Source organism: Aquirufa sp. Wall-65K1, from assembly GCF_054558475.1.
Genome location: NZ_JBPXKD010000003.1, coordinates 205,725 through 218,709, shown reverse-complemented (window position 1 = coordinate 218,709; position 12,985 = coordinate 205,725). Strand labels below are relative to the sequence as shown.

Below are 12,985 nucleotides of genomic sequence, written 5' to 3'. Positions count from 1 at the left end.
GTGTTTTATTGAATCATAATTTACCGAAGGCTTCCAAAATTGCCTCTCTCTGATTTTCAGCCGTAAAAGTATCTATTTTTTGAATAGCATTTTCCCTGCATAAACGCATATTATCGCTATCCTCAAGTTTACTTTTCAATTCGGCAATTGTTTGAAATACAAATCCATTGTTATGTGTCTGTATAAATGTCTCCGCAGCATCAAAAATACCTCCTCGAAGAGCAATGGGTAGGCCGGCTGCTAAAGCCGAAAAAAAACGAGTGGGCAAGGTAGAGCGAAAACGCTCCGATCTTTTAGAAATATTATAAGTAACCAAGGCTGCATCAAACTCGTGAGCGTAATCCGACAGTTTGCCTTCAAATACATCTTTGTCACTGAAATAGGGATAAGTTCCCCATGTAACATTACCGCCCGACAAGGAAGATGAAGTATGTACTGGGATGCCACCATCTACCAATGCATTTAATTGACCATCCAAGTTATCAATCTTTCCTCCCCAACGTTCTGGTGCGCCCAAGAAAATAAGCCCTTTTAGCCCAGTTTTTGAATCGGATACTTCTTGTTGCAAGGAAGCTGCTTTAAATGCTGCTGGGTGGAAATCGGGGATAATACGCATCTTTTCAACAGGATACTTGAACTTGCGATGAATAAAATCCTGCATCTCTTTAGACGCACAAAAAATGAAATCGATTTTCCTTATCCAATTTGTATAATCAACGAACTCATTGATAAGCCTTTTTTTCAAAAACTTGATCAGTGGGTTCCCATCAAGAATGGTACTTGGCACCAGGTTGGGTATAAAAACGGTTTTCGTTTTCGGAGATACTTTTTTCACTAAGCGTAACATATGTATACCTAGCGGTCCGTAAAAACCGACTACTACATCGGGTTTTTCTTGACTTAGTATTTCCTGAATTTTAGTGCAAATAGCTGGGTTTTCCTGTAAAAAGCCATAGCTTCTCAAAACATCCTTTATCCTTTCCCCAATAGTAGGTACTCGGTAAAATGGATCCAATGAGGTGATGTCGAGGTAATGAATTTGTTTTAGCTTGGAATAGGGAGCTATATTCACTACATCCGAATCAATTCTCCTTCCGCTGATATCAATCAGCGACACCTCCATACCCGTACTCAGTAAAGCAGCTACCCTACCAGCCGTTGCATGGCTGACTAAGGGAGCTATAATGACACATTTTTTCATGTACTAGGATTCAAATAAGGTCATGGCATGCTGAAAATCAGCATCAAAATCAGGTAGACTTACCCTTTGATAGGATACTTGGTGGGTATCTTTATTTAGCATTTTCTCTATAAATTTTGTGATGCCCTCTTTGTCTTTACCTTCGAAAGAATAAAACTCGGGATAGGCTATTTCTTTCGCAAAAGCTTCTGTATTGCATCCGGCAGGACCAATATTAAGTATGGGCTTGCCTGTTAGAAAATAATCAAAGATTTTGGTCGTCATGAGGCCAGCTACAGAAGCATCGTAGGTAAGTTTACCATCGTCAATTAATGAAATAAGCACGGAAGCTTTTTTAAGTAGCTCAAAAGCCTCCACTTTTTTTACATATCCATGGTTCACAAGCAAGTGACTAAAACCCGCGGCATCAAATTCTTGTTGGACCAAATCCGCAGAGGTACCACAATAATGAAACTCTAATTTTTCCAGTAATTTTTGATCTACAGCTGGTAAGGCCTTAAGAATGGAACTAAATGTGCAAGATTTATACACCGTCCCACTCAAGACAAATAATATTTTATTTTGTGCATGTGAAGTGTCAGCATAAGAACGGTAGAAAAATTCTTTATAGGTTTCGTCTGGAAGATTTCGAACAACCATCGCTTTTTTGGCACTCATGCCCATGGAGTCATTTAATGCTTCTGCACATCCATCCGAAACAGTCATGACGCCATGTGCATATTTTAAAGATTGTTTTTCTAGGGTAGCCCCCACGAGTTTACGCGCCCAGCCAAAATATTGTGCCCGGGGATTGCCCGTCCACAAATCCCTGTAATCCAGAATATAACTTAAACCACTACTCCTCTTCAATTGATAAAGAAGGTAAAATGGAAGATAAGGTGAGCCCGTAGCGATTATCTTATCTACCGGATTCTCTTTCAATAGTGCTTTTATTTTTTTGCGAAGCAAGGGATACCAAAAAATGCCATTGCTACAAAGTAATCTAGATAGGAATCCTGAAATCAACCTACTAATAATTCCTGCCTTTTCTGAATTTTCATAGCCTATTCCATACAGAGGAATTTTTTGAATTTCTATCTCTGGACGCGAATAGACTTCTTTACAAAACTCGTAGTCGATTTTGTCCGGATGAACAAACTGTTCATCTAAGGTGAGAACTGTTACCTTAAATCCTTTATTCGCCAGGTTTGTAGCAAGTTTGGCTGCCCTTTGCGCTGCAATGATATTATAGGGAGGAAAATAGTATGCTATTAATACCAGATGCTTGTTAGGCATGCTTACCTTTCTTAAATAACTGATAGAATTTTACAAGCGACTTAAACAATGGCTCTTCTGTAGGATAGACATCATGTGGCACTCCTGGCTGGGCGATATAATTATCGAGCTGCTCTCTGGTCATACCAAACTTCTTCATCACATATTCGATGTCTTGTTGCAATAAATTTGGATCTGGATATGGTGAGGTTTCCAGGTGTTCCAATGCCTCCTCCCTACTCAACTGCTTACTCATGATCAGCGTGGAAAGATGTATTTTTCGCTTATCAATATTGAATTTTTCTGGTAGAATATATCCTTGATAAAATCGGGTAAATACCGATTCGTAGTGTTTATAAGGGTAAGGCTTATAGCCAATTTCTCTCTTCAAAATTTCTATTGCTTCCTGCTTATTATAATCCATATAATCCAGGAATAGCTCCCATTTAATTTTATGAATCTTAGTATAAACAAGGTAATCGATCGTTGACATCAAGGGGTGAGTTTTTATTTTCACCGTACCAAATTTCTTATGGATTGCTTTGATATTTTTTACGTCGTATTTGTAATGCACCCATGAATTAGGGGCTAATATACCTTCCGTAGCGGTATTTGAGCCCGACAAAATATAGTGGAGATTATATTTTTTTGCCACTCTGAAATTGAGCGCAGCCTGAGCATTATCCATTAACATCTCAATATCTAGCACATTCGCTTTAATAAAAGAAAGCTGCATATCCCGGTTCTCTTCCCATTCGATAACATGCGTGTAAAGATCAACATTAAGCTTTTTAATTAGATTGGTAATGTTACTCACCGCTAGCTCTGAATTCCAGCCATTGTCAAGGTGCACGGCCAAGGGTCTTAATCCTGATTTTACCACGGTATACAAGGTGAAAGAACTGTCCACCCCACCACTTACTCCTACAATGCAATCATATTCTTTTCCCTTACCATCTGCTTTAATTTTTTCTACTAAAGCGGGTAAGCCGCCTGTAGTTACATGCTTATGGTAGCCATTCAGGTAATCCGTACAGAAATTACATATACCTTGCTCATCAAAAGTGATGTTAGCCGCTGTGGTATCCATGATGCATCGGGTGCATCGCCTATATTCATTATTCATTAAAAAGTCTTTTTAATACTTCGTAGCCAGGATAATTAATCATGACAGCACGATGTTTCCCTGAATAAACAAACATGCTTCCTGCCGCGGTTGCTGTGGCACCAGACTGTACCGCTTTATAAAAATCTTCTAGTTGACCCGCGCCGCCACAAGCAATCAATGGCACCTGTACGGCGGATGATACACTTCGTATCACCTCATAGTTGTATCCATTACCCATCCCGTCATTGTCCACAAAGTTTATGAATATCTCCCCTGCACCTGCCGAGATGGCATGTTGAATATGCTCTAAAAAATCAATACTTACTGTTTTTTTAGACCGATGGTCATACACTTTATATCCTCCAAACAAGGTTTTTTTTATATCAACTGACAACACCGCACTCTGTGAACCAAAATGGTTGGCAATTTCATTAATCACTGAATAACTTTCAAAACTGCCTGTGTTGACAATAACCTTCTCCACACCAATGTTAATTAGTTTAGAAGCTTGTTCAAATGTTTTAATCCCACCACCCACGGCTACTGGCATAAATGCTTCACTAACGATCTCACTTATATGTTCATAGTTGGGTTCGACATTTTTTTTAGAAGCCGCAATGTCCAATAAAATTAGTTCATCCACCTCTAACTCATTGAATATCTTAACCGCATTAATAGGGTCACCAATATAACCTGGTTCGGAGAACTTCCTGGTTTTAACTAGTCTTCCAGATTCAATTAAGAGGCATGGGATAACTCTCGGCAAAAACATAGTTACAGGGCTATAAAGTTTTGGAAAAGGGTTAAACCAAATTTATGGCTCTTCTCTGGGTGAAATTGAGCTCCATACACCTTGTTTTTACGGACAATGGAATCAAAATCTACAATGTATTGCGTGGTGGCAACAACATCTTCGGGATGATTGCATTTAACATAATAGGAATGAACAAAATAATAACGGCTGTCCTCCAATGAGTCCATCAGCGGATTATTATTTTTAATGTGTATGCTATTCCAGCCCATGTGTGGAATTTTCATGGACATATTATTAGAGACAAAACGGTGCACACTACCTGAAATCAATCCCATTCCAGGTAATTCTCCCTCTTCACTTTTATCAAATAATAATTGCATGCCCAGGCAGATCCCCAATAATGTCGTATTGGAAGAACTGACTGCTTCCTTAATAACCTCGGTTAATCCTTTATCATGTAAGTTTGTCATTCCTGCATCAAAAGCCCCCACACCTGGCAATAACAGTTTCTTAGCCTTTAATATTTGTTCATGATCTGATGTGATGATGGCATTCCCCCCGGCCTTTTTAATCATATTGGCGACAGATCCAATATTCCCCATTCCATAGTCAATAATTACAATAGAATTTGAATCCATTTAATACAACTTTTACGATTTACTTTTATTGGAGCTAATTTTCATTCCCCCTCTGGAACTTATACCAATAATGAAATAGAGTAGGTAAATAATAATGACCATCACCACCGTCGATTTATATAAAGCAAATATCTGATACCATGACCACCGAGGCATCATGATCAACCAAACAATGGGAATGGCTGTGAAAAATGAGGCAGAGCGAATAAATGACTTGCCCAAAGAATGAATCAGATAGGAGAATAAAAATGGCATGATGATGACACCGAGATATCCAAAATTCCAAAATTCTTCAGCAATTTCATGAATTCCACCCCATCCAAACCATTCTCCTTGGTACTGCATTAAATAAGAAGGATCTTCTGGCCTATTAGGATAAATAAACTCAGGAAAAGTTCTAGGTAGCCAATCAAAAAAAGTTTTTCCTAGTAAAAAACCCCCTTCTTTTATCTTGTAAGGTATAACATTCAATGTTCCTATAGTCATGGAGGCTGTATCCAAATTCACTACTAAATACTCATCCTTTAAAAAGAAAAATAGACTTAAAGGATCTGATAAAATTTGCACCAGGTAAGCTAAGCTAAATTCGGAACGAAGAATACCAGTCAAAATAGAACCCAACCAACTAAAACAAAATAGGCTAAAAACTATTCGATATTGTGTTTTTTTTTTAAAATCTATTCCACTAGAATATAAAATAGTAATTACTGCTAATATAAACCCCAAGGAATCTTGTCTCACACCACGTAATGCTACATACAATATTATAATTAAGGCAATAATATAATAGGAATATTTAGTAAGCCGATTAATTTTTTGATGAAACAATCTATAAATAAAAAATATAGAGAAAAAAAGAAAATAGAACACATTTATTGTCCCAATGGGAGATTTGGTAGATTCTTCCGTATCACCTCCATATGCACCAGAAGTTAGCATCGAAGAGCCCAGATTTTTCGCATGCCAAAATGCAAAAGCCAGAAAAAGAATAAAAATAATTTGCGTATGACGCCTTGTAATTGAAATGGAAGGAACCTTAATTTTAAAACGAATGGGAATCACCACAAATCCTATCATGGCTGAAACCCCACCGATGGTGGACATTAATGCGACTTGCCTAACTATCTCTTCCGTAATATAATCATTGGCTAGGAAAGCCACTCTCACACTGCCATCGGAAAATGACCAGAATAGGCTTTGTAAAAACCCAGGTGATACAATAAACAGATACCGTGCCGAAGGAATTACCCCTAAGCGATTCTTAATTAAACTGATGGCCGTGATAGTATTAATCAGGAATATTTGGGAAAAGAAGAATCCAAAACTAACATACTCCTGAAAAAATATTAGTGCGATAGCATAAATAAAAGCAACATATAAAAGCTGCTTATATTTATAAGTCCCAAATAATATCTCTTCTAAATTGTTCAAATTTTATATATATAATCCGATATAATCATTTAATTAGATATTTAAATACACAAATTGGATAACCAATTTTAATGAGTTCAGAAATTTAACTTTTCGTATTCAATATTAGATTTGATTGTTTTTTACTTTGCCAACTATTCTAAGGCAATTCCTATCTCCGCCATATTCATAGGTTTTGTTGTTAAAATCAATTAAATAACTAATTGGGTCAGGAAGAATTTTAAAATAAATTAGCTTGGACTTCAAAAATTCAATAACAGTCCTTCCAAAAGCAGATTTTGAAATTAAATTTTTACTTTTTGTTTTTAAATTACTAAAAAGAGTATAACTCTTATTAGTAATTTCATCATACTCATGAATTTTGTGCCCACAAGAATCACAAAAAAGAATTTCATATCCACAATAAGTAAATAGTTTTTTTAAACTTTCCATTGAAAAAAAACAAAAATGTGGTGAATCTGAATAATTTTTCATGATTCGAAAATCATCATTAGGAACCTCTACTACTAACACCCCATCTTTGTTGATTAACAATTTGAGCTTTTCTAGGTATAAAATTAAATCTTCATAATAAAAATGTTCGAAACAATGACTAGACAATATTATGTCAAAAAATAAATTTTTTGGAATTCTTTCAATAGACTCAACAGTGGAAACTTTAAAAAGCCTTTCATATGCATTACTACAATCTTTAGAAAGTTCAATTGCATAAGAATTTTTAATTTCTTTTTCTTTTGCTGCAATGAATGAAGATCCATCTCCAGGTCCAATATCTAAAAATTTCAAATTACCTTTGTTTTTGCCAGTTAAGTATTTAAACCCTAATTGTAATTGCGCGCTTGCTCTATCTTTCCCTTGAGGAATTAATTGATCAAAATTTATATAGTAGGGAGATTCAACACCTCTGTAAACATTTTTATAAAATTCATATACAACTTTTTCATCCAAATGAGGGAAAGAATATCCAAAGCCACAATCTCTGCAACAAATAACGATATGAGCATTAAATAAATGAGTTTTATCGAAAAACTTATCTACATAATTGCGGCTTAAAGTATTTGATGAACCACAAGACTTACAATTTAAACTATTCATAAATAATTGAAATATTTTTTTTAATAATTTCATTGGATAAATCATCCAAAATTTTGTTGGCCACTACTGATTCACGAAGTATCAAATTAGGTATTTCATCGTAATTATTTACAAAAAAGATAAAGCCTTCTTCAAGTCGCTCTTTAAAAAATAATTTCCCATAGTTATCAAAAAGAATGGATTTCAAGCCAAAGGAATGACCATCCAATACGACGGAAGAACTATGCGATACATGAATATTCATTTCTGTCAACAACAATTCTAATGGCAGAGAAGAGCATATTTTAAAATCTACTCGGTCGAGCTTATGTTTTTCACAAAGTCCCGCCATTTTTCCCCAGCCATTTTCATTATTATCTACGGGATGCAATCGAATAAACCAATTAAACTTTTCCTGAGTTTGGCTAATCATTTGATAAAAATCATCCTCATAGACGATTCCATATTGCATCGTAAAAAGGACATTAATATTTTCCTTGTTTCTCTCATGAATCAGATTCCGAATTTTATCTGTGCTTAGCTCCATTCCGGAAGATTCTAGTTTTTTATATAAGGACCTAATTAAATTACCCAAAACAACGGGATGATAGGCTCCTTTAGCCCAAGAATCTATGAGGCTTTTTTCATATTCAGACCAAACGAAATAATGCGAAGGTAAGCTTTCATAGCGTTTATGGGGCTCATTTACCCATCCGGAATACGCTGCATGCAATACTGACTGAACCCCATGCTGTACATCAGCCGAACGAATTTTCAACTTATTAGCCGCTATAAGTAGTGCTATATTATTCAAGTTGTAGTAGTCTACAATAAAAATAAATTTAGGTTTAATCTTGGATAAACGCCCCATAAACCAATTGACCAATTCAATGAAGGAATTGAGTACACTGACAATATTGGAGGAATTAAGACTAAATCTTCCTGGGAATTCCAGATTAAGTTCATCCAGTAATTCAAACAATTGGGTCTTGGCTAATTCATGCTGAATTTCAGTTTTACGTTTCCCTTTCAATAATGACTTAATTTTTGCCATGAAAATGGGGAAGCCTATGCACTGGGACTTAAAATATAATCTGAACTTAGGGGATTGGGTATAGGTCCACTTTTGCCAAGTAAACTGCTTGGAGGACACGATGTCTATGATGGGATCACATAACTTGTCAATCGTGATATCATTAATTTTTAAAAAAGAAGTATTATCACTGATGAAAAGAAAATCTGTTTCCTTCTCCGTCCTAACCCCTTCAAAAGTCCCTATAATCGATTTTATTCTTTCTACTGCTCCTCTTTTACTAGGCTGATGATCACTTTTTAATACTTCCAATGACAATTTCTGATATATCTCTATTCTCAGTAATGGCCAAATTTCAATATCTGAACAGGTCCACGAAAATGGACGATATTTTTTCTCGAGGAACTCGATATAATGTATGACATCACTTGGACTCTTCATATCCTTTATGTCTTTAACAATGGCGACTTCCATGGCATTTTATACACGCTGTTTGAAATAAACCAATTGGATAAAAACAAAATGAAATTGGCAACACACATAGCAATAGCTGCCCCTTTCAATCCAAAATTGGAAATAAACAGGTAGCAAATTCCGCAGTTAAGGAATCCCAATAAAATAGTATTCTGAGCAATGAGCGCTGTTTTCTGCGCGTAAAAAATAAAATTGGCTACTAATAAATACATTCCCCCTAACCCAAAACCCAAAAATATAATGGGTAAAAGCGTCTTTGATTCTGCAAAAGAATTCCCTACAAAGTAAGGGAATAAGAAAGTGGCGCATACACTGAAAATGATGACAAATACTAAAATGGCGATAAATGAGACGTAGGTAAGACCAACAATCTTTCTTTTAACCAGGGTATCTTTATTTGAATTTAATGTCGAGAACAACCAAGGCGTATAAGCTGTATTGCAGGCGCTTAGGAAAACGTTAAATATACTTCCAATTTGATAGGCAATGGCATAAATGCCCGCCCCATCTAAACCGATAATCCGATTAATAATTACTCGATCGATGATATTCAGAAAAAAACCTCCCAGATTATGAAAAATCAAGGGTGAGCTAAAGCTTAGGGCTTGTTGGAATATGGCTTTTGGAAAAGAGAAGACCAGTAGATTTTGACGCAAAAGAATAATAACCGCAATCAGGGACATGGTTAAGGCAGATAATAGCCAGCCATAAATTCTACCATCCGATTGATAGTTTTTTAAAAGCACAAAATACAATGACAATGATAGATTCAACAATATATAGCCCAGTTGAAATAAGCCATAAGCTATCGGTTTTTGTTTGACTTGCCAATAATACAAACATAGCGAATGTATAAATTGACAGGCTGATATCACCAATGCGAAAGCAATTCTGTAATAACTAAGTGAAGTAAATTGATAAATGAATTCTCTTAAAATATAACTTATACAGAGAATGGGCACTAAAGTGATTAATACAAAATACAGACAAATGGATATGAGTTCAATAAACTCCTTGTTTTCTAAGCTGTAAAAAAACCGGGGAAGCGAAGTATTAATTCCCAATCCCATGATGGGTGTAATAAAGCTTATTAACACGGAAAACATGGCTATATATCCATATTCTTCAGTGCTTAAATGGTGAGATAAAACGGGTAAAAGTATAAATGGTCCCACCGCATTTAAGATACCGAAAAAGGAATAAATAAGAGAGGACTTAAATAAGGTTGAATTAGTAAGCTTCCCTAATAGAGCATTCACAAGCAAGTGTTGTTGATTTGTTAGATATTACTACTTGATTACGCTATTCCTAAATCGGTATTCAATAAATGACTATATAATTGGCCTATGAAATTGTCGTTTTTAAGGCCCATGTTCCATCAGGATTCTTGTCCCAAATGTGATCAGACCTCCAACTATCAATTACATCGAAGAAATATTCTTCTGTAATATCACAGTATTCAAGGAAGGTCTGGAAATATTTTTGTGGGAATTCGCCGTCAAATTTCTTGACTAAGGCTACCCCTTCTTCCCGAGTAATATGACCATCTCTGATTTCGTGAGCCGCATCAGATGTACATCTTCCGATACCAAATTTGATGAACGATAAATAATAATGGAAACCATCCAGTTGATCATCCAAAGAAGCATACTTGGAATATGTACCTTCACTTCTTACTGAGTTTGGTTTAAATCCCGTATTTTCAACGCAGTAATAGAAATTTTCTTGTGGAACCCATTTTTTGTAATACCCATAGAAATGTATTTCTGTTCCTATTTTCTCAAGCTCCTCATCTTTAGGTGGCATGTATGGCAATAAATCCTCTTTTTTCAGACCATATTTAACAAAATCTTCAGGAAGTAAATTTGAAAAGTAATGTTTAGCTTGATCGCCTTTGTAATCCCTAGTAGGCTTAAATGCATTTTTCATATCTCCACCATACTCTACCTCACCATTTTCTCCATACATGATTAGGGGAATATTATACTGAACAGCAGCTTTCAATGGAAAGTTATATTGCCCATAGATGAAAGGCTGAAATGGATCACCTAAAACTTCAAAAGACAATTTAGTCAGCTTGCGATGGGTAAGACCTGGAGGAGTGGCCAAAATATTAGGCAAATCTCCCACTCGAATCATATTATGTAAGTTTTGAAAACCAATTTCAGTGTAAATATGAGGAGCCCAAGTAACTGTCAAAGGGTTCATATTATACTTATGCTTTAACTCGTGCGCAATGTAAGCGGCATCTTTTCCTCCGCTACATGGCACTAGCACATCATAGGATCCATCATTTCTCCTATGCTTATCCAATAAAGCTACCAATTCTTCTTCGCGTTTATTCCAATCAAATTTGTGCTTTTTGTACTCCGCAAAATTACAGGCAGAACAAACTCCCTCTTCATCAAAAGTGATTCTTGGTCGTTGATTCGACATCACACATTTTTTACAAAAACGCACTTCTTCGGGTAAGTTATACCGTTCCTTCGTATTTTTTTTCTCTATCATTTTTTTATCAATTTTTTAAAATTATTGTAAATGTCTAAACCTTCCACCCCGCTTTTTTCTGGATGGAATTGAAAGCCAAAAATATTATCCTTCTTCACGGAAGAACAGTACTCGAAATTACTATAGCTAGTTTTACTTAAAATATGCCCCTTGTCAGTAGGGTCTACATAAAATGAATGAACAAAATACATGTAAGCACCATTATTTATGCTACTTAAAGATGAATTGACATCAAATCTATCTTCCTCGTTTTCAGATATATAAATCCTATTCCAATTTATCTGGGGAACTTTAGTATCATCGTTGAAATTAAATTTCTTACATCCTCCCTCTATCAAACCAAGTCCATTTTGTATACCGAATTCCTCACTATAATCCATCAATAATTGCATGCCTAGGCATATGCCCATGATATACTTTCCACTTTGTGAAAATTTATGGATACAATCAACTAAATCCTTATCCTGAAGATTTTTGATGGCATTACCATATGCTCCCACACCAGGTAGAATTAATGCCTCTGAATTTGCAATTTGATCTCTATTATCAGTTATGATCGGATCAAGACCTACATACTCGCATGCTTTCTTGACACTGTATAAATTACCAATGCCATAATCGATGATAGCAATTTTATTGATAGAACTCATAATTTAAGTTAATCTTACATCAATATTATTCTCTGATAAAAATAATTTAAGGCTATTAATGCTCGTGGGATTAATTCCTTTGGGATGTAAGCCTTTTTTCACAAAATCAAGATTGCCTTCTTCAAAGTTTTTATTCATTACATCATATTCCTTGAGGAAGTCATAATGAAACATGGAAGCAATTCCAAAACCATCAATTTTAGGACATGCCAATGCAGCTTCTAATACATCCTCTTTTTTACCAACCCCTCCATGGACAATTAGTGGAATAGATAATTTTTCAGAAATGGTCATAATCAAATCCAAATCTATTCCTTTACCCGTTCCTTCTCTATCTACTGAAGTTAGCACTAATTCTCCTGCTCCGAGATCTTGTATTTTCTGAGCCCATTCTACCGCATCAACCCCCGTATATTCCCTTCCATTATCAGTGAAACACATATACTTATTGCCGGATTGCTTAATGACTTCCATTGCAATCACAATAGTAGATGAGCCAAAATAATTAGAGGCTTCTTGTATAAGTTTTGGATTTTTAATGGCGGCCGTATTAATCAACACCTTATCTGCTCCTTTTCTCAAGACCTGGTTGATGTCCTCCAAACTTCTTATTCCTCCACCCACTGTAATTGGGATAAATACTTCGTTGGCAGTTTGTTCAATGATATCTTGGAGGCTATTCCTCTCATAAAGACTTGCCACCACATCCATGTACAATAATTCATCTGCACCATGCTCATAATAGTACTTGGCAAAATCCGAGGGTTTTCCGAGAACTCTTAATCCCTCAAGATTTATCCCTTTTACCAAATTGGGACCTTTAATATCTAAACGTGGAATTATTCTTATACTCATATTAC

Annotated in this window: 12 protein-coding genes; all 12 read right to left on the bottom strand. The window is 35.6% G+C overall.

The features are described from left to right. Positions 1-13: 13 nt before the first annotated feature. The 12 genes from ACST15_RS06245 to hisF all read right to left on the bottom strand — a co-directional run bounded on the left by ACST15_RS06245 (position 14) and on the right by hisF (position 12,980). On the bottom strand, positions 14-1,201 hold the full coding sequence (locus tag ACST15_RS06245) for a glycosyltransferase (protein ID WP_459453834.1): 1,188 nt from the start codon (positions 1,199-1,201) through the stop codon (positions 14-16). 3 nt (positions 1,202-1,204) lie between these two features. Next, positions 1,205-2,476: a glycosyltransferase gene (locus ACST15_RS06240; protein WP_459453833.1), complete on the bottom strand. Its 1,272-nt coding sequence runs from the start codon at positions 2,474-2,476 to the stop codon at positions 1,205-1,207. Beyond that, entirely contained in the window at positions 2,469-3,581 is a 1,113-nt protein-coding gene (locus ACST15_RS06235; RefSeq protein ID WP_459453832.1) for an N-acetyl sugar amidotransferase, read from the bottom strand. The genes ACST15_RS06240 and ACST15_RS06235 overlap by 8 nt, the downstream gene beginning before the upstream one ends. Next, positions 3,574-4,335, bottom strand: a complete 762-nt coding sequence (locus tag ACST15_RS06230; protein WP_459453831.1) for an AglZ/HisF2 family acetamidino modification protein — start codon at positions 4,333-4,335, stop codon at positions 3,574-3,576. The genes ACST15_RS06235 and ACST15_RS06230 overlap by 8 nt, the downstream gene beginning before the upstream one ends. 2 nt (positions 4,336-4,337) lie before the next feature. After that, positions 4,338-4,955, bottom strand: coding sequence for an imidazole glycerol phosphate synthase subunit HisH (gene hisH / locus ACST15_RS06225; RefSeq protein WP_459453830.1), 618 nt, complete (start codon positions 4,953-4,955; stop codon positions 4,338-4,340). Positions 4,956-4,967: 12 nt separating this feature from the next. Beyond that, a complete protein-coding gene (locus ACST15_RS06220) occupies positions 4,968-6,386 on the bottom strand; it encodes a hypothetical protein (protein WP_459453829.1) in 1,419 nt (472 codons plus the stop codon). A gap of 105 nt (positions 6,387-6,491) precedes the next feature. Next, on the bottom strand, positions 6,492-7,481 hold the full coding sequence (locus ACST15_RS06215) for a class I SAM-dependent methyltransferase (protein ID WP_459453828.1): 990 nt from the start codon (positions 7,479-7,481) through the stop codon (positions 6,492-6,494). Beyond that, positions 7,474-8,967, bottom strand: coding sequence for a hypothetical protein (locus ACST15_RS06210; RefSeq protein ID WP_459453827.1), 1,494 nt, complete (start codon positions 8,965-8,967; stop codon positions 7,474-7,476). Before ACST15_RS06210 ends, ACST15_RS06215 begins: the two co-directional genes overlap by 8 nt. Next, positions 8,940-10,226, bottom strand: coding sequence for a lipopolysaccharide biosynthesis protein (locus ACST15_RS06205; RefSeq protein ID WP_459453826.1), 1,287 nt, complete (start codon positions 10,224-10,226; stop codon positions 8,940-8,942). Before ACST15_RS06205 ends, ACST15_RS06210 begins: the two co-directional genes overlap by 28 nt. An 85-nt stretch (positions 10,227-10,311) precedes the next feature. After that, positions 10,312-11,475 (bottom strand): N-acetyl sugar amidotransferase, encoded by a 1,164-nt coding sequence (locus ACST15_RS06200; RefSeq protein ID WP_459453825.1) that lies wholly within the window; start codon positions 11,473-11,475, stop codon positions 10,312-10,314. Further along, complete coding sequence (hisH, locus tag ACST15_RS06195) at positions 11,472-12,125, bottom strand: imidazole glycerol phosphate synthase subunit HisH (protein ID WP_459453824.1); 654 nt, start codon at positions 12,123-12,125, stop codon at positions 11,472-11,474. The genes ACST15_RS06200 and hisH (ACST15_RS06195) overlap by 4 nt, the downstream gene beginning before the upstream one ends. 3 nt (positions 12,126-12,128) lie before the next feature. Beyond that, a complete protein-coding gene (gene hisF, locus ACST15_RS06190; protein ID WP_459453823.1) occupies positions 12,129-12,980 on the bottom strand; it encodes an imidazole glycerol phosphate synthase subunit HisF in 852 nt (283 codons plus the stop codon). Positions 12,981-12,985 lie beyond the last annotated feature (5 nt).